This is a genomic window from Azospira sp. MPR-E4, from assembly GCF_058809645.1.
Map to the genome: position 1 here is coordinate 1 of NZ_JBXAST010000022.1, position 16,899 is coordinate 16,899.

16 protein-coding genes are annotated in these 16,899 nt (G+C 68.2%); 9 read left to right on the forward strand and 7 right to left on the reverse strand.

The genetic code is table 11. The annotated features are described in order from the left end of the window. Positions 1-22: 22 nt before the first annotated feature. The 7 genes from AC1RTA_RS08570 to AC1RTA_RS08600 form a co-directional block, all read right to left on the reverse strand. On the reverse strand, positions 23-838 hold the full coding sequence (locus tag AC1RTA_RS08570) for an efflux RND transporter periplasmic adaptor subunit (RefSeq protein ID WP_492784498.1): 816 nt from the start codon (positions 836-838) through the stop codon (positions 23-25). Next, a complete protein-coding gene (locus tag AC1RTA_RS08575) occupies positions 835-2,841 on the reverse strand; it encodes a TolC family protein (protein ID WP_492784499.1) in 2,007 nt (668 codons plus the stop codon). Before AC1RTA_RS08575 ends, AC1RTA_RS08570 begins: the two co-directional genes overlap by 4 nt. Before the next feature lie 202 nt (positions 2,842-3,043). Then, a complete protein-coding gene (locus AC1RTA_RS08580) occupies positions 3,044-3,730 on the reverse strand; it encodes a response regulator transcription factor (protein WP_492784500.1) in 687 nt (228 codons plus the stop codon). Next, positions 3,727-5,661, reverse strand: a complete 1,935-nt coding sequence (locus tag AC1RTA_RS08585) for a sensor histidine kinase (RefSeq protein WP_492784501.1) — start codon at positions 5,659-5,661, stop codon at positions 3,727-3,729. The genes AC1RTA_RS08580 and AC1RTA_RS08585 overlap by 4 nt, the downstream gene beginning before the upstream one ends. 97 nt (positions 5,662-5,758) lie before the next feature. Next, positions 5,759-6,697 (reverse strand): EF-hand domain-containing protein, encoded by a 939-nt coding sequence (locus tag AC1RTA_RS08590; RefSeq protein ID WP_492784502.1) that lies wholly within the window; start codon positions 6,695-6,697, stop codon positions 5,759-5,761. Positions 6,698-7,081: 384 nt separating this feature from the next. Continuing rightward, on the reverse strand, positions 7,082-8,347 hold the full coding sequence (locus tag AC1RTA_RS08595) for an alpha/beta hydrolase family protein (protein WP_492784503.1): 1,266 nt from the start codon (positions 8,345-8,347) through the stop codon (positions 7,082-7,084). Position 8,348: 1 nt separating this feature from the next. Beyond that, on the reverse strand, positions 8,349-8,915 hold the full coding sequence (locus AC1RTA_RS08600) for a Spy/CpxP family protein refolding chaperone (protein ID WP_492784504.1): 567 nt from the start codon (positions 8,913-8,915) through the stop codon (positions 8,349-8,351). A 215-nt stretch (positions 8,916-9,130) separates the two neighbouring features. On the opposite strand from AC1RTA_RS08600, the gene AC1RTA_RS08605 reads away from it, so the two are divergent. The 9 genes from AC1RTA_RS08605 (at position 9,131) to AC1RTA_RS08645 (ending at position 16,882) form a co-directional block, all read left to right on the forward strand. After that, the gene (locus AC1RTA_RS08605) at positions 9,131-9,820 is read left to right on the forward strand and encodes a response regulator transcription factor (protein WP_014236926.1); all 690 of its coding nucleotides are present in this window, start codon (positions 9,131-9,133) and stop codon (positions 9,818-9,820) included. Positions 9,821-9,823: 3 nt separating this feature from the next. Beyond that, entirely contained in the window at positions 9,824-11,248 is a 1,425-nt protein-coding gene (locus AC1RTA_RS08610) for an ATP-binding protein (RefSeq protein ID WP_492784505.1), read from the forward strand. A 192-nt stretch (positions 11,249-11,440) separates the two neighbouring features. Next, entirely contained in the window at positions 11,441-11,824 is a 384-nt protein-coding gene (locus AC1RTA_RS08615; RefSeq protein WP_492784506.1) for an ArsR/SmtB family transcription factor, read from the forward strand. A 3-nt stretch (positions 11,825-11,827) separates the two neighbouring features. Then, positions 11,828-12,307 (forward strand): arsenate reductase ArsC, encoded by a 480-nt coding sequence (locus tag AC1RTA_RS08620; protein WP_492784507.1) that lies wholly within the window; start codon positions 11,828-11,830, stop codon positions 12,305-12,307. Between the two features lie 51 nt (positions 12,308-12,358). Further along, on the forward strand, positions 12,359-13,414 hold the full coding sequence (arsB, locus tag AC1RTA_RS08625; protein WP_014236922.1) for an ACR3 family arsenite efflux transporter: 1,056 nt from the start codon (positions 12,359-12,361) through the stop codon (positions 13,412-13,414). Next, entirely contained in the window at positions 13,398-13,850 is a 453-nt protein-coding gene (gene arsN2, locus AC1RTA_RS08630) for an arsenic resistance N-acetyltransferase ArsN2 (protein ID WP_492784508.1), read from the forward strand. Before arsB ends, arsN2 begins: the two co-directional genes overlap by 17 nt. 61 nt (positions 13,851-13,911) lie before the next feature. Then, entirely contained in the window at positions 13,912-15,072 is a 1,161-nt protein-coding gene (locus AC1RTA_RS08635; protein ID WP_492784509.1) for a phospholipase A, read from the forward strand. Positions 15,073-15,173: 101 nt separating this feature from the next. Further along, the gene (locus AC1RTA_RS08640) at positions 15,174-16,217 is read left to right on the forward strand and encodes an inorganic phosphate transporter (protein WP_492784510.1); all 1,044 of its coding nucleotides are present in this window, start codon (positions 15,174-15,176) and stop codon (positions 16,215-16,217) included. An 11-nt stretch (positions 16,218-16,228) separates the two neighbouring features. After that, positions 16,229-16,882 carry a DUF47 domain-containing protein gene (locus AC1RTA_RS08645; protein ID WP_492784511.1) on the forward strand — a complete coding sequence of 218 codons (654 nt, stop codon included), beginning with the start codon at positions 16,229-16,231 and terminating at the stop codon, positions 16,880-16,882. Positions 16,883-16,899 lie beyond the last annotated feature (17 nt).

Genomic DNA, 16,899 nt, shown 5'->3' on the forward strand with positions numbered 1-16,899 from the left:
CGTCAGAAAAATGGGGCAACAATCAGGGGGCTGCGGGGGCCACGAGGAGCACCTTGCCGCTCATGCCGGCGATCAGCTCGGCAAAGCTGCCGTCGATGACGGCGGCGGCCTTCACCGACTGGCTGACCGGGTCCACCCGGGCGCCGATGCGGGTGATGCGGGCCGGATACTCCCGGGCGGTCTCGTCGATGCGGACCTTGAAGGCCGTGCCGGCCTTGAGCCAGGCCAGCCACTTGGAGGGGATGATGAATTCCAGTTCCAGGGCGCTGTCGTCCAGGATGTCGAGCAGGGCCTGGCCGGGCTGGACGAACTGCTGCTCCCGCACCCGCTGCTCGGCGACGCGGCCGGCAAAGGGCGCGCTGAGGCTGCATTTGGCCAGGGTCGCCTGCATCAGATTGACGTCGGCCCGGGCCTTGGCAGCTTCGGCTTCGGAGGTATCCAGTTCCAGCCTGCCGACCGAATTGAGTTCGGCCAGCCGGCGGTTGGCGCCATGGGTGCGCTCCGCCGCCGCCAGGGCGGCCCGGGCGCGCTGCAGCTGGGCCGACTGCAGGGAGCAGTCGAAACTGACCAGGAGCTGGCCGGCCTTGAAGTGCTCGCCCTCCTTCACCGCGATGCGGTTGATCTTGGCTCCCAGTTCGGCCCCCAGGGTGGTGTAGCGCCGGGGCGACAGTTGGGCGCGGATTTCCTGGCGCTCCAGGGCGCCACCACGGCCGGCCCCAGGCGCGGTCGGGGCCGTTGCCGCACCGTTGGCCGCGGGCTGGGCCAGAGCGGGCAGGCAGGCGCCCCAGGCCGCCAGGACGGCGCTCAGGGCCAGGGTGGTCCGGAGAGGCCGCCTCATTGGACGTACTGGGCCCGGGCCAGGGCGGCCAGGGCTCCCTGTTTCAACTGGCGCCATTCTTCGTTGGTCGCCGGCTTGGAAACCTGGCCGCTGTAGCTGGCCCGTCCCAGGGGGCGGCCGCTCACGTCGGTAATGGACCATTCGACCTGGGCTTCCCGCTTGCCGTCGCTGGGTACGCCCAGGATCAGGCGGCCGTTGGCGATCGCTTCGGCCTCGTCGGCCTTGTCGGCCCAGGCCACGGCGGCCGCGGCCTCGCTCTTCCAGTTGAGGGAGGGACCCCGGCTGGGCAGGACGAAGCTGCCGAGGAAGAAGCGGCGGGGCGCCTCGGCAGAAGCCGCCTCAATGGCGGCCGACGGCTCGGCCGTCTGGGCCGGGGCAGCGACGGTAGCGGCAACCGGCTCGACCGCAAGCGGCGCGGGCGCAGCGGATACCGGCGCAACGGCGGCCTCGGCCTTGATGGCTGCCACGGCCAGGGCGGGGGCAGCCGCCTGCTGTTGCAGCAGGCTCTCGTTCCAGTTGCCCATGGTCTTGGCCACCACCGGCACCAGTTCGCCGAGACTGATGGCGTTGAGGTCGTCCACCCGGGGTTCCAGGCCCAGGGTGGCCTGCAGCTTGCCGTTGGCGGCATAGACCTGGGACAGGGCCTGGTAGCGGCGCAGCAGGCTGACGATGGCGGCTGTGTTGTTGGAGATGCGCTCCAGCTTGCTCTGGGCCTGCACCGCCTCCCGGTTGGCGCTGTGCTCGAAGATGCGCTTGTCCACGCCCCAGATGGCGTCGGAACGCTCGAACAGGCGGTAGGCATTCTCGTACTGCTGACGGGCCAGGTGCACCTGGGCCAGGACGGCCATCTGCACCGCCATGCGCTTGTGCTCGGCCAGCTTTTCCGAGGCCTCGGAAAGGTTGATGGCCGTCGGCGCGGACAGCACATTGAACAGGTTCCAGCTCAGCTGCATGCCGGTTTCCTGCCAGCTCTGGTTGATCAGATAGGAGTTGTTGTCGTGCTTCCGGGCGTAGGTGAAGCTGAGGCCGGGGAAGAGCCGCAGCAGGGACTTGCGGGTTTCGGCCACGGCGATGCGCACGTTGTAGAAATGCTCCCGCAGGTCGGCGTTGTTGCTCACCGCGGCCTCTTCCATGACCTCGACGGGCAGAGCCTGGAAACGGGGCGTCAGTTCGTCGGCGGCCGGCTCGGCCAGGCGGAAGACGGAACCGGGCGGCAGGTTGATGAGGGCGGCCAGTTCGATGCGGGCGGCGGAAAGCTCCTGCTGGATGCTTTCCAGGATGCGCAGGTTTTCCAGGACCGTGCGCTGGTAGCGCAGGGCATCCATGGGGTTGCGCAGCTTCTCGGCCTCGGCCTGGCGGGAGTCGCCCAGGGCGGCCTCGGCCATGGCGATGGTCTGGCGCAACTCGCCTTCCAGCTTCTGGGCGCAGGCGGCGCGCCAGTAGGCGCTGCGCACGTCCTGGATCAGGTTGTGCATGGCCTTGCGCCGGCGCTCGGCGGCAATCAGCACCCGGTCGCCGTTCTGCTTGGCGTTGAAGTAGCTGACGCCGAAATCCAGGATGTTCCAGGTCAGGCCCAGGTCCGTGGTGGTGTGGGCCCGGTCGGAGGAGATGTACGGATTGGCCAGGGAAGGCAGACCGGTGACCGAATCCTTGGCGCGGGAGATGCTGTCGTTGTCCCGCTCGGAATAGCCGGCGGAAGCCACCAGCTTGGGCAGCATGTCAAAGCGGCTGAGATCGGCCTGGCCCATGGCCACGGCCTGCTCCATCAGGCGGCTGCGGTGGTCCAGGTTGTACTTGAGGCCCCGGGCCACGGCTTCAGCCAGGGTCAGGGGCTGGGTGAGGGGCTCCACCCCGATCTGGGATGCGGCCCGGTCGGCCTGGGCCAGCTGTTGTTGCTCACTCCGGTCGAAAACCTCGGGCAGGGTCGAGCAACCGGAGAAAAGGGCCGCCAGGGCCATGGGGGCAAGAACGGAAGGGGCAATCCGGAAGGGCTTTTTCGCCATCTAATAATTCTCCAAAGGTTACATCTCCCGCCGGAACGGGTGCTTTGAAGAATGGTAAAAAAACGCTGGCGAATAAGGCTGACCTAGCCTGTTTTATGCTGGCGAAGGCTGTCAGCCGGGCCATTCTTTTTCAGGCAGTGCGGAATATTTCACGGATGAAGGCCCTGCCGTTGCACGACCGGGCGAGAAGACAAAACCGCTCTCAGGGTTCGATACGGATTTTGTCGATGAAGGCATAGCCCTGACCCCGGGCTGCCCGCACCGGCGACTCGCCGTCGCCGGCATCGAGCTTGCGGCGCAGGCGGCTGATGGTGGATTCGAGGCGGCGGTAGTCGAAGTCCAGGGCCGGCTTGCCCTGTACCGACGCCAGCTGGTGCCGCGGCACCGTCTGCCCCGCCGCCTCGGCCAGCACCTGCAGCACCCGGTTTTCCGCCGCCGTCAGGGTCTGCAGGGTGCCGCCGGGGCTGCGCACCTGCCAGCGGGCCGGATAGAAGACCCACCCCTCCTCCGGCACCTCCTCCCGGGGCGGCAGGCGGCGCAGCACGCTATCCACCACGGCCACCAGTTCCCGCATGTCCACCGGTTTCACCAGATAGGCGTCGGCACCGGTCTCCAGACCGGTCACCCGGTCCTCCAGCCCGCCCCGGGCGGTGAGCATGACGATGCCCAGCCCCGGCTGGTCCCGCAGGCGCCGGGCGATGGTCAGGCCATCCTCCCCGGGCAATCCCAGATCCAGCACGACCACGTCGGCGGGATGCGCTGCCAGGCAGGCATCCAGTTCCCGCCCGTCCCGGGCGCCGCTCACCTGGTAGGCGGCCTGGCGCCCGAGGTGGAACAGCACTTCATCCAGGAGGTCCTCATTGTCTTCGACGACGACGATATGCTTCATGAGTCTTCGCTTTCCAGGTGGTCGGGAATGGTCAGGGGCAACCAGCAGACGAAGCTGGCGCCGGGATTGCGGGCGGTGTCCAGGTACAGCCGGCCGCCGTGCTGCATGACGATGCGGCGGGACAGGTACAGCCCCAGCCCCAGGCCGGGCGTGCCGGAGGACTCGCCGACCCGATAGTATTTTTCAAAGATCTTTTCCGCCAGCCCCGGGGGCACGCCGGGGCCGCCGTCGCTGATGCGCCAGTTCCAGCCGTCGCCCTCCCCTTCTTTCGCCGGCGTTATGTCGATACGTACCGGCTGCTCCCCGGCACCGTACTTCAGGGCATTTTCCAGCAGGTTGCGCAGGACCACCCGCAGCATGACCTTGTCACCGTGGATGCACGGCGCAGCAAGCGGCGCCTGAATCGTCACCCGCTCCCGCACGTCCTCGCTGAAGTCATCCAGCAGATTGCGGCTCAACTGCAGCAGGTCCAGGCGTTCCACCTGGGCCAGCCAGCGCCCGCTCATCATCCGCTCCTCCGCCAGGCAGGCCTGCAGCAGTCCATCCATGCGCTGCACGGCGCGCTGGATGCGGTTGTAGCGGCGCTGGCGGGGTTCCTCCGGATGGCTGTCGAGCATCTCCAGGGATTGCAGGGAGGCGGAAACGATGGAAATGGGCGTCCGCAGTTCGTGGGCGATCATGCCGAGGAAGCGGCCCTGTTCTTCCCGTTGCAGGCGCTCCCGCTGGGCTTCGGCCTCGGCCTGCAGATGGCGCCGGTTGGCATCGCTGATGCGCAGCAGCACCCCGAACTCGAGCAGCAGCAGATAGACCAGGGTGACCAGGGAATGGCCGTTGATCAGCGCCAGGGAAACGGGCCCCAGCCCCAGGATGCCGACCAGATGTACCGAACTGACGCCGATGTAGAGCCCCAGGGCAATGACCTCGATCCAGTTGCCCAGCCCCCCCTGGCGCCAGCGCTGGCGGCAGGGCCAGTAGGCCAGGGCGTTGCTGATCAGTCCGGTCAGCATCAGGAGCGGCGCCATCACCGGGTACCAGCCCAGGGGTACGCTGAGGGCGGTGAGCAGGGCAATGACAATGCACATCCGGAAAAAGGCGCTGATGCGGGGGAAGTGACGGCGCAGCTGCAGCAGCAGGTCGAAGAAGCGATAGGTCTGGGCCGTCCCCAGCCCCACCAGGATGCCGATGAGGCTGTCCGCCCAGGCCGGATGGTGTGGCATCAGGTACTGGGCGGCGAACCCCTGCATGGTGAAAATCACGGTCAGTTGCAGGAAGGCCAGCAGGGCGAAGTTCAGATGCAGGGGTTCGCGGATGTAAAGCCAGGCACAGAGGCTGAAAATTCCCGCGGCCAGGATCAGGCCGTTGCCGACGCCGAACAGCAGGTATTCGCGTTGCACCTCTGCCGTGTAGCCATCGGCCGGCCACAGGGAGAGGATGGCGGCCAGGGTGCTGGTGGAAGAGAGGCGCACATAGTAGGTGCTGCGCCCCGGCGGCACCTGCAGGTTGAAGACGAAGCCCCGGTAAGCCACCTCCCGGGCGGCGAAAGGTTGCCGATCGCCGGCCTGGCGCTGGCGGAAGCCGCCGGCCCCGTCGGGCTCGAACAGTCGCAAGTCGTCCAGATAGGGCGGCAACACCTCGAGCAACCAGTCGCCCCGGGCCTCCGCCGACCGCTCCAGGGTGAAGCGCAACCAGATGGCGCTGCCGCCATAACCGGCAGCCAGATTGCCCGGCAGGGGGCGGAAGCGGGCCGCTCCGTCCTTGCTGACCGCGGCGATGTCCAGCGTGGAAGAGGGATCCTCCAGCATCTCCAGATAGCCCTCGCCCAGGGCCAGGGACCGGGCCTCGACCGGCAACTGCAGCACGCCCCCGGCAACGGCCCCGCCGGGGCTCGCCAGCAGCAGAAGAAGCAGGATCAGGGGCAGCAGGGGGCGCATGGGCGCAAGAGCATAACCGCAAAAGCACCGGCTCCCCAAAAGTGAAAAGGGGCGTCCCTGACTCGGGACGCCCCCGGCAAAGGGAACGGCTGACTGCTCAGGCAGAGGTGGAAATGGAACTCAGCAGCTGGGAGAAATTGCTGCCACTGCCGCTGCCGTAGGACTGCACCAGGTCCATGATCCGCTTCAGCACGGCGGCCTCGTTGGAGGCCGAAGTGCTGCCGGAATCGCTGGAGGAGAAGCTGTCGCTGGAGGTCTGGCTGGACTCCTGGTAGGCCATCGCTTCCTGCTGGGTCACCTTGCCGTCGCCATTGGCATCGGCCGCATCGAAGTTGCTGGAGATGGTGTTGAGCAGTTCCGACAGCTTGCTGTCGGAGGTGTCACTGGCCATGGATTTCACCTGATCCAGGGTCAGGCCTTCGTCGCCACCGCGACCACCGGGAGGCAGGGGCGGCATGCCGTTGGCCGCAGCCGTGGCGCTACCGGAACCGGCGGCATCGGCGGACTCCTGGTAGGCCATGGCTTCCTGCTGGGTCACCTTGCCGTCGCCGTTGGCATCGGCAGCATCGAAGTTGGCGGCCAGGCTGTTCATCAGTTCCGACAGGTTGCTGTCGTCGGTGGCACTGGCGATGGCGCTCAGTTCGTCCTGGGTGTAGCCCTCGTCTTCTTCGCCTTCTGCAGGCGGAGGCGGCGGCGGGCGCATGCCGCCGCCCTGGGCGGCACTCATGCGACTGGCGTTGAACTGGCTGTCCAGTTCGTCGGCCAGTTTCTGCAGGGTGGAGGACATCTCGTCCTTGGTGACCTTGCCGTCCCCGTCCCCGTCCAGGGTGCTGAAGACGTCGTCCACGCTGGCCGAAGAGTCGGAACCGAGACCGCTGAGGGCGGACTCCAGATCGCTCTTCTCCAGGTAACCCTGCCCCTTGGTATCGAGTTTGGAAAAAATATCCTCGACCATCTTCGACGGATCGGGACGCCGATGGCTGCTGATGCCGGCGTATTGCGCCGCGCTGCTGCCTACGCTGGAAATGCTGGACATGACAGTTCCTTTCAGGGAATGACTCAAGCGGATTCATGCAATGGACGGTCTCGCCGCCATGGGCAAAGAACAACTGCCACCGGGAGTTCCGTCGCTACAGTTCCTACGCAAGGATTCGGCCTGAAAAGGCCTGAATTTAGGCCTAAAAAGGTAAATTATGGTTAAGAATGGTCAAGAGAAATCCGAGCGTCGAAAAACCTTGAGTATTTGAAAGATTGAAGCGCCGGAAAAGGCTTCTACCTAGCCACTCAGATACGACTAACAAAAACAACGATTCTTTATAAATCAATAAATTGAAATGCTTAACAAAACTTAACAATCGACAAAACCAGACTATCGTACATAAACGGCAATACTTGCCGAATGGCTGGAGAATATTGCCGCTCACCGCCGTTGCAGCCGGGCGGCTTCGTCGAGCCAGGCGGGAGCATTGCGTTCCAGCCATTCCCGGGCGATGGGGTCCTGCCGCACCTGCTCGTCCAGCCAGGCGGTGCTGACGTGCTGAACGTAGAGGCGCTGGCGTTTGCCGTCGTTGCCGCCGCCCATGCCCGGACCGCCGCGATCTCCACCATCCATGCCGCCCCCCGGCCCACCCATGCCGCCGGAAGGACCGCCACCCATACCGCCACCGGGACCGCCCATGCCGCCCCCCATGCCGCCTCCGGGGCCACCCATGCCGCCACCCCGTCCGCCGCCCATGCCACCACCGGCACCGCCGGATGCGCCATCGGGAGCCCCCTTGCCGGCCGTTGCCCCAGCGTCATCCGCACCACCGGCAAAGAGGCGGTGGTTGGCGCCGTAGAGCAGCAGCAGGGTGGCCCGGCCTTCCGGCAAATAGCGGAAGGGAGCCTGCCGTGCCGCCGGATTGGTCACCAGGCCATAGCTGTCGCTGTCGTCGGAGCCGGTCACCAGCAGCACCGGCGCAGCTACCGCCCCGTAGCGCTGGGCGAAGCCGCCGGCCAGGCCGTCCACATGGGGGCTCAGGGCCAGCACCGCCGCCACCCGCTCCAGGGGTGGCACCAGGGCGGTGCCGTTGCGCCCCCGTTCCCCGGCCAAAGCCAGGGCCGTCTGGGCGCCCAGGTCGTAACCGGCCAGCACCGGGCTGCCCGCATCGAGGCGGGTCCAGGGCCCCTGGCCGGCGCCCTGGCGCCGGCGGACTTCGGCCAGCACCCGCGTCACCAGGCGCGCCCGGCGTTGCAGGGCAGGCTGGGCAAAGGCTTCCCGGGCCAGGTTCTGGAAATCCGCATTGCGCGCCCGTTCGCTGCGCAGGGCCGCCGGCCCCTGCTCTTCACCCTGCAGGGAGAGCACGCCATAGCCCGCCTCCGCCCACTGCTGGCGCCAGGCCAGGCCGGCATCGGCACTCTCCCCCAGGCCCGGCATGTAGAGCAGCAGGGGAAAGGGGCCGCTTTCCCTGGGCATGAGCAGGGCCACATCGACGCTGTCCTCCTCCAGGAACCAGGTCTGGCGCAGGCTTTCGCTGCCGAAATGCCGTTCCGGGCGATAACCCCGCTCGGCCAGGCGCCGTTCCGCGCTGTCGTCGGGCCGGGGCCGGGAATTGCCGCAGGCGGCGAGCATGCTCAGCAGCAGGGCACCGCCACCAAGGGAGAGGAAGCGCCGGCGCGGCACGAAGGGAGGATTGCGCAAGGCCATGTCAGCTCCGGCGGGGTTCGGGCCGGGATTCGGGACGACCGTCGCGCGGAGAGACAGGCTCGCCGCCCCGACCGGATTCCCATTGCCGCTCCCGCTTCTGCCGCAGTTCCTCGACCTGGCGCCGCTGTTCCGGCGTCAGCACCTCCAGGGCCTGGCGTTCGCCGCGCAGGCGCAGCAGGGTCACTTCCGCCCAGGCCTTGGCCCGGGCATCCACCAGGCTACGCAGGCGGCCTTCGTCGCCCCCGGCGGCGGCGCGCAGGTCCGCGTCGGCCTTCTGCAAAGCCTTGCCCTTGTCGCGCATGACCCGGGCCTGGTTGAGGAAGAGGTCGAACAGCTTGTCCTTCTGGGCCTCGCTCAGCTGGATCTCCCGGGGGAAGAGCATGGCCGGGCCGAAATCGGCGCCGGGAAAGCCCCCCGGGCCCAGGCCATCGCCGTAGCGGTGTTCGCCCTCGGGCGGCAGCATGGGGCAATGGCCCGGTACGGCCATGGGGCCGTCGGCGCGGGCGGAGAAGGAAGCGGCCAGGCTGAGCGCCAGCAGGGCCGAGACAACGGTGGATCGCAGATTCATGATCGGACTCCTCAGGGGAAAACGGTGGGAAGGTCGGGAAGCTGGCTGCTCCGTGACGGAGGTGGCGGTCTCGACATGGAGCCATGGTCGTACCGGCGGCGGTAAAGGGCGGTTCGCCCACTGTAAAGGCTGGTAAAACTTGTAACCGCAAGGCCGGAGAGGCACTTGCGGCGGCTATCATGGCGTCCGTAATCCCCTGTTAATTCGAGACAAGCATGACCAAGCTGCTACTGGTAGACGACGACACCGAACTGGCCAACATGCTCCGGGAATATCTGGAGCGGGAGGACTTTTCCGTCACCCTGGCCCACGACGGCGAAGCGGGGGCCGCCGCCGCCCTTTCCGGCGATTACGCCCTGGCGGTGCTGGATGTGATGATGCCCAAGGCCAGCGGCATGGACGCCCTCTCCCGCATCCGCGCCGCCAGCGACATGCCGGTGATCATGCTGACCGCCAAGGGCGACGACATCGACCGCATCATCGGCCTGGAGATGGGCGCCGACGACTACGTGCAGAAGCCGTGCACGCCGCGGGAACTGGTGGCCCGCATCCGGGCGGTACTGCGCCGCTTCCAGACCAGGGAGAGCGCGGACGACATTCCCGCCCAGATCCGGGTCGGCCCCCTGACCCTGTGGCCCGCCCGCCGCGCCGCCCAGTGGGGCGAGGCGCCCCTGACCCTGACCAGCACCGAATTCAACCTGCTCCAGGTCCTGGCCCGCAACGCCGGCAAGGCCGTAAGCAAGCCGGACCTCTCGGAGCAGGCCATGGGCCGGCCCTTGAGCCGCTTCGACCGCAGCATCGATGTGCACATGAGCAGCATCCGCCACAAGCTGGGCCTGCGGGAAGACGGCCGCACCTGGATCCAGACGGTGCGCGGCATCGGCTACCAGCTCACCCGGGAGTAGGGTTTGAGCCGCCTCTTCTGGAAGTTCTTCGTCACCTTCTGGCTGACCCTGCTCACCGCCAACATCATCGTCGGCGGTCTCATCTGGCTGCACCGTTCCGCCGAATTCGAGCAGCAGCAGGGCAGCCGGCCCGGCCAGCCGCCGACCTTCATGCTCGGCGTCGCCGCCAGCCTGCTGCAGCACGACGGGGAGGAGTCCCTCAAGCAGCTGCTGCGGGACTGGCAGCAAAGCCATCCGGAGCCCATCTATGCCGTAGACGCCCAGGGGACGGACCTCCTCGGCCGGCCTGTCCCGGAAGGCGCGCTGAATAAGGCCCGCCAGGGCATCCGTGACGGACAGCCCGGTCCCTGGCGCCTGGCGCAGCGCTCCATGAGTTCCCCCATTCTCCTCTTCATGCCCGGCGGCCCCTTCCGCCCGGAGGACCTTTTCGGCCCCGGCGGCGGCCCGCCGGAAGCGCACCTGCTGGGGGAACCCGGCGGCCCGCCGCCGCCCCACCGGAACATGGGTCCCAAGCCCCCCCTGCCCTGGCTGCTCATCGCCACCGGCCTGGTGGCCAGCCTGGCCTTCAGCGCCCTCCTGGCGTGGACCATCGTCGGCCCCATCCGCCGCCTGCGCCAGGGTTTCCGCGCCGTCGCCGCCGGCCGCCTGGAAACCCGCCTGGGACAGGAGTTCGCCAAGCGCAAGGACGAGATCGGCGAACTGGGTCAGGAATTCGACGCCATGGCTCAGCAGCTGGAAGCCCTGATGGCCACCCAGCGCCGCCTCTTCCACGACGTCTCCCACGAGCTGCGCTCCCCCCTGGCCCGCCTGCAGGCGGCGGTGGGCCTGGTGCACCAGGAACCCAGCCGCATCGCCGGCGCCCTGGAGCGCATCGAGCGGGAAACCCAGCGCCTGGACGAGATGGTGGATGAACTGCTGACCCTGGCCCGCCTCGACTCGGGCACCTCCGGTCCCCTGGAAGACGAGATCGACCTGCCGGCCCTGCTGCACAGCATCGTGGGCGACGCCGCCTTCGAGGCCGAAGCCCAGGGCCGCCACGTGGACTTCCAGGACCGCTGCGGCGAGGCCCCGGCCTTCATCCGCGGCCGCCCGGAACTGCTCGGCCGGGCCCTGGAAAACGTCATCCGCAACGGCATCAAATACACCGCCCCCGGCACCCGGGTCACGGTGGAGGCCGAACGGGACGGGGACAGCCTCCGGGTCCGCGTCGCCGATGCCGGCCCGGGCGTGCCCGAAGCGGAACTGGACGCCATTTTCGTCCCCTTCTTCCGCGGCGCCGACCGGGAGCAGCAGCGGGGCTACGGCCTGGGCCTGGCCATCGCCCGCCGCGCCATCCAGGCCCACGGCGGCAGCATCCGGGCCAGCAACCGCCCCGACGGCGGACTTCAGGTGGAAATCCGCCTGCCCCTGCAGTCCATCCCGGCCTGAGCCCAACTAGCAGATCACTTGCCGGCCCATTGCTCGCCCCGCTTGCGGGGCCGGCTGCCGAGCCAGTTGCCGGCCATCTTTCCTCCTGCGCCGCCCGCCTGCCCGGGCCATTCACCGTCGGCCCCTGCCGCCGTCCCCGCCTTCATCGCCACCGTCACACATACATTTCAATAGTTCTTGTACAATTGCAGCATGAACCAGGACATCGCCACCACCGTTTTCGAATCCCTGGCCTCCGGCATCCGCCTGAAGGCCTTCCGCCTGCTGGTGAAGCAGGGCACCGCCGGCATGGTGGCGGGGGAAATTGCCGCCACCCTGGGGCTGCCGCCCAACAACCTGTCCTTCCATCTCAAAGGCCTGGCCCAGGCCGGGCTGGTCAGCGTCACCCAGGAAGGGCGCTTCCAGCGCTACCGGGCCAACCTGCCCCTGATGCTGGAACTGATCGCCTACCTCACCGCCGAGTGCTGCGGCGGCCATCCGGAACAGTGCGCCGCCCTGGGCCAGGCGGCCGGCTGCTCTCCCGCCCTGCTGCCGGCCCTGCAGGGGCAACCGCCCAACGACCAGGAGCAAGCCTGAGCCATGAACGTCCTTTTCCTTTGCACCGGCAATTCCTGTCGCTCCATCCTGGCGGAGGCCACCTTCAACCATCTGGCCCCGGCCGGCTGGCGGGCCATGAGCGCCGGCAGCCAACCCACCGGCCAGGTCCATCCCCGCTCCCTGGCCCTGCTGGCCCGGGAAGGCATCCCAACCGCCGCCTGCCACAGCAAGTCCTGGGAGCAGCTGCCCGAGGTGCCGGACCTGGTCATCACCGTCTGCGCCAGTGCCGCCGGCGAGACCTGCCCGGCCTACCTGGGGCCGGCGCTGCGCTGTCACTGGGGGGTGGAGGATCCGGCCCATGCCAGCGGCAGCGAGGCGGAAATCGAGGCCGCCTTCGCTGCGGCCTATCGCATCCTGCGCCACCGCATCGAAGCCTTTTTCACCCTGCCCCTGCAGCAACTGGCGACCGATCCGGAACGCTTCAAGGCCGAACTGCAACGCATCGGCCAGCTCCTCCCCTGACCGGCCTGCCGCCCTGACCGCCAGCCCCGCCCCATCAACGAAAGCCCCGCCATGAACCAGCCCTGCCCGGCCCCCCGGCCAGCCATGAACCTCTTCGAACGCTACCTGACCCTGTGGGTGGGCCTGTGCATCGTCGCCGGCATTCTCCTCGGCCAGGCCCTGCCCCAGTTCTTCCAGGCCGTCGGCCGGCTGGAGGTGGCCCGGGTGAACCTGCCGGTGGGCCTGCTGATCTGGGTCATGATCATCCCCATGCTGGTCAAGGTGGATTTCTCCGCCCTCGGCGAAGTGCGCCAGCACGTGCGGGGCATCGGCGTCACCCTGCTGGTGAACTGGCTGGTCAAGCCATTCTCCATGGCCTTTCTCGGCTGGCTGTTCATCCGCCAGCTGTTCGCCCCCCTGCTGCCGGCCGAACAGATCGACAGCTACATCGCCGGCCTCATCCTCCTGGCGGCGGCCCCCTGCACCGCCATGGTCTTCGTCTGGAGCCGCCTGACCAACGGCGACCCCTTGTTCACCCTGTCCCAGGTGGCGGTGAACGACAGCATCATGGTGCTGGCCTTCGCCCCCCTGGTGGCCTTTCTCCTCGGACTATCCGCCATCACCGTCCCCTGGGCCACCCTCATCACCTCGGTCGTGCTCTACATCGTCATCCCGGTGCTGCTGGCCCAGGCCTGGCGCCGCTCCCTGCTGGCCCGGGGCCCGGCGGCCTTCGACGCGGCCATGGCGCGCATCGGCCCCTGGTCCATGGCCGCCCTGCTGGCCACCCTGGTGCTGCTCTTCGCCTTCCAGGGCGAGGCCATCCTGGCCCAGCCCCTGGTCATCGCCCTGCTCGCCGTGCCCATCCTGATCCAGGTGCTGTTCAACGCCGCCCTGGCCTACGGCCTCAACCGGGCCCTGGGAGAAAAGCACAACATCGCCTGTCCCTCGGCCCTCATCGGCGCCTCCAACTTTTTCGAACTGGCGGTGGCGGCGGCCATCAGCCTCTTCGGCTTTGCCTCCGGCGCCGCCCTGGCCACGGTGGTGGGCGTGCTCATCGAAGTGCCGGTGATGCTGCTGGTGGTGCGCATCGCCAACGGCAGCAAGGACTGGTATGAGCGCCGCAGCTGATTTCCGCCGCGGCGGCGAGCCCGACCTGGAGTCGGTGCGAGCCCTGCTGCAGGCCTGCGGCCTGGCCGCGGACGATCTCGGCCCGGACCTCATGCCGGCCTTCCGCCTCTATCGCCGGGGCCAGAAGCTGCTGGCCTGCGGCGCCATGGAATACCGGCAGCAGGCAGCCCTGCTGCGCTCCCTGGCCGTCCGCCCGGAGGCCCGGGGCACTGGGCTGGCGAAGGCCCTGGTAGGCCGCCTGGAGGCCGAGGCGGCCCAGGCCGGCATCACCGATGTCTATCTCCTCACCACCACGGCCCGGGACTGGTTCGCCGCCCGCGGCTACAGCGTGGCACCCCGCAGCCAGGCCCCCGCCGGCATCGCCGCCCACGCCCAGTTTCGCAGTACCTGCCCGAGCAGCGCCGTGCTGATGCACAAGCACCTGCCGCCGGCCTGATTACCTGCTTTTACGGCAGTCGGGGCTTTGCCCGACGGCCATCCTCTGCCATCATCCGGCCATGACTTCCCGCCGCCCCAAGAAGATGAGCGCCGCTCCCCGCCTGTTCCTGCTGGCCGCCCTGGCGGGCGCCGGCCCGCTCCAGGCGGCGCCCGCCTGGCTCATCGCCAGCGACGACGAAAACGCCACCGCCGGCCGCCAGTTGCGCCTGGAGATCGCCAAGCCGGCAGCGGCTGCAGGCTGGCCCGGCGCCATGAGCCTGCGCCTGGTGGTTGGCGAACGCATCCTCAACCTGCCCCTGCGGCCGGCCGGCGCCGTCTCGCCCGACGGTGCCCGGCGGCCCTACCAGGCCCAGCTGCCGGAGGACATCGCCGGCCTGGTGCGTGTCGAACTGGCGGACCGGGACTCCAACCGCCTGGCCCTGCTGGCGGCGGCGCCGGCCCCCGGCGCACCGGCACCGGCGGCGGAAACCCAGCCTGAAGGCGTCGCCGCCAACGACTATCCGGACGAGCCGGTGATCTCCGCCAACGAGCCCATGTACCTGGTCCTGGGCAGCCGCGGCGGCGTCAATGCCCGCTTCCAGCTGAGCTTCAAGTACCGCCTGGTGGAGCCGGACGGCGCCATCGGCCAGGCCCTGCCCTGGCTGCGCAACCTGCACTTCGGCTACACCCAGACTTCCATCTGGGACCTGGCGGAGGAATCCAAGCCCTTCCGCGACACCAGCTACCGCCCCAGCCTGTTCTGGCAGTGGAGCCTGGGGGAAGGCAACTCGGGCCTGCGCCCCGCCCGCCTGCGGGCCGGCTACGAGCACGAATCCAACGGCAAGGACGGCAGCAGTTCCCGCTCCATCGACATGCTTTTCGCCCAGCCCACCTGGCGCTGGGATTTCAACGGCGGCACCAGCCTCAGTTTCTCGCCCAAGTTCTACGGCTACCTGGACAAGGAAGACAACCCGGACATCGCCCGCTACCGCGGCCACGCCGACTGGATCGCCCGCTACGGCAAGGACGACGGCTGGATGCTGGCGGCCCAGGTGCGGCGCGGCACGGCGGGCAAGGGCAACGCCCAGCTGGACCTCTCCTACCCGCTGCGGGAAAGCATCTTCGCCCGGGCCGGCGGCTTCCTCCACTTCCAGCTCTTCTCCGGCTACGGCGAGAGCCTGCTGGACTACAACCGGGAACGGGAGACCCAGGTCCGCGTCGGCTTCTCCATCGTGCGCTGAAGATCGGCTTCTGGTGCGGCGCAGCACCGGGTCGGGGGATTTGCAGGACGGCCATCCTGGGGTAATGTCCGTCATACCACCGACACAATGAGAACAACAACGTGGACCTCCTCTTCTGGCTCGCCGTCGCCACCGTCGTGGTGGTGCTCTGCTTCGACTACACCAACGGCTTCCACGACGCCGCCAACATCGTCGCCACCGTCATCGCCTCCCGGGCCATGACCCCGGCCCAGGCGGTGATCATCGTCGGCATCTTCGAATTCCTCGGCCCACTCCTGGGCGGCACCGCGGTGGCCAACACCATCGGCTCCTTCGTCCGCCTCGACGGCATCGATCCGGCCAGCGCCCTGACCATCCTGCTGTGCGGCCTGCTCGGCGCCATCGTCTGGAACCTGCTGACCTGGTGGCGCGGCATTCCCTCCTCATCCTCCCACGCCCTGGTGGGCGGGCTGGTGGGCGTGGTGGTGGTGTCCGCCGGCGCCGACCAGGTGGTGTGGGGCTTTCGCGAACTGTTCCACAACGGCCATGTCAGCGGCGTGATGAAGGTCCTGCTGGCCCTGCTGCTCTCCCCGCTGATCGGCTTCTGGTGCGGCTACGCCGTGCAGCGCCTGATGCACGCCCTGCTGCTGGCGGCCAAGCCTGCCGCCAACCGGGGCCTGAAAGGCGCCCAGTTCCTCACCGCCGCCGGCCTGGCCTTCTCCCACGGCGCCAACGACGCCCAGAAGAGCATGGGCATCCTCACCCTGGTGCTTCTCCTGGGCGGCTTCATCCCCACTTTCACGGTGCCCTTCTGGGTCATCCTGGCCTGCGCCTCGGCCATCACCCTGGGCATCCTTTCCGGTGGCTGGCGCATCGTGCGCACCCTGGGCTTCGCCATCTACCGGGTGCGCCCCCTGCACGCCCTCAATTCCCAGCTGACCTCGGCCGCCGTCATCTTCGCCGCCTCCCTGGCCGGCGCCCCGGTCTCCACCACCCACGTGGTGGCCACCTCCATCATGGGCATCGGCGCCTCGGAGCGGCCCCGGGCGGTGCGCTGGAGCAAGGCCAAGGAAATCGCCACCACCTGGGTCATCACCATTCCCGGCGCCGCGCTGGCCGCCATCCTGATCTACGCCGTGCTGCGCCTGTTCCTCGGGCCGGCTTAAGGAGAACCACCATGGACAGCAACGACGACGACCGCCAGAAGCCCATCTTCCGCCGCCTCTTCGACCGGGTCTTTCCCAAGGTGCCGGATTTCTTCCGCCTGCTGGCAGAACAGGCAATCCAGGTGAACCACACGGCCAACCTGCTGGTGGAATACATGGAGACCGGCGATGCGGCCATCGGCCAGCAGATCCGCCAGGACGAGCACGAGGCGGACCGGCTGAAGATCCGCAACCTGCACACCCTGAACGAGGCCTTTTCCACCCCCATCGACCGGGAGGACATCTACCGGGCGATCCTGGACATGGACGAGGTGGTGAACTACTGCAAGACCACGGTCAGTGAAATGAGCGTGCTGGAAGTGACGCCGGACAAGTTCGACCTGGAAATGGCCCTGCACCTGAAGGAAGGGGTGGATGCCCTGGTCGCCGGCTTCACCAAGCTGGCCACCCAGCCCGGCGCCGCCGCCCTCGATGCGGACATGGCGCGCAAGGCCGAGCGCAAGGCGGAGAAGTCCTACCGCCGCGCCATCGCCGCCCTCTTCCAGGGCAACGACTACATCACCATGTTCAAGCGGCGGGAAATCTACCGTCACCTCTCCAACGCTGCCGATCGCATGGCCAACTGCGCCAACACCCTGCACGACATCGTGGTGAAGATCACCTGACAGCGCCCCGGGCCGGC

Excerpts from the sequence above, each read along its gene's own strand:
- AC1RTA_RS08615 (WP_492784506.1), top strand. The coding sequence starts at position 11,441 with ATGAACCAGGACATCGCCACCACCGTTTTCGAATCCCTGGCCTCCGGC.
- AC1RTA_RS08605 (WP_014236926.1), top strand. The coding sequence starts at position 9,131 with ATGACCAAGCTGCTACTGGTAGACGACGACACCGAACTGGCCAACATG.
- AC1RTA_RS08570 (WP_492784498.1), bottom strand. The coding sequence starts at position 838 with ATGAGGCGGCCTCTCCGGACCACCCTGGCCCTGAGCGCCGTCCTGGCG.
- arsN2 (WP_492784508.1), top strand. The coding sequence starts at position 13,398 with ATGAGCGCCGCAGCTGATTTCCGCCGCGGCGGCGAGCCCGACCTGGAG.
- AC1RTA_RS08595 (WP_492784503.1), bottom strand. The coding sequence starts at position 8,347 with ATGGCCTTGCGCAATCCTCCCTTCGTGCCGCGCCGGCGCTTCCTCTCC.
- arsB (WP_014236922.1), top strand. The coding sequence starts at position 12,359 with ATGAACCAGCCCTGCCCGGCCCCCCGGCCAGCCATGAACCTCTTCGAA.
- AC1RTA_RS08575 (WP_492784499.1), bottom strand. The coding sequence starts at position 2,841 with ATGGCGAAAAAGCCCTTCCGGATTGCCCCTTCCGTTCTTGCCCCCATG.
- AC1RTA_RS08635 (WP_492784509.1), top strand. The coding sequence starts at position 13,912 with ATGACTTCCCGCCGCCCCAAGAAGATGAGCGCCGCTCCCCGCCTGTTC.
- AC1RTA_RS08580 (WP_492784500.1), bottom strand. The coding sequence starts at position 3,730 with ATGAAGCATATCGTCGTCGTCGAAGACAATGAGGACCTCCTGGATGAA.
- AC1RTA_RS08645 (WP_492784511.1), top strand. The coding sequence starts at position 16,229 with ATGGACAGCAACGACGACGACCGCCAGAAGCCCATCTTCCGCCGCCTC.
- AC1RTA_RS08620 (WP_492784507.1), top strand. The coding sequence starts at position 11,828 with ATGAACGTCCTTTTCCTTTGCACCGGCAATTCCTGTCGCTCCATCCTG.
- AC1RTA_RS08585 (WP_492784501.1), bottom strand. The coding sequence starts at position 5,661 with ATGCGCCCCCTGCTGCCCCTGATCCTGCTTCTTCTGCTGCTGGCGAGC.
- AC1RTA_RS08590 (WP_492784502.1), bottom strand. The coding sequence starts at position 6,697 with ATGTCCAGCATTTCCAGCGTAGGCAGCAGCGCGGCGCAATACGCCGGC.
- AC1RTA_RS08600 (WP_492784504.1), bottom strand. The coding sequence starts at position 8,915 with ATGAATCTGCGATCCACCGTTGTCTCGGCCCTGCTGGCGCTCAGCCTG.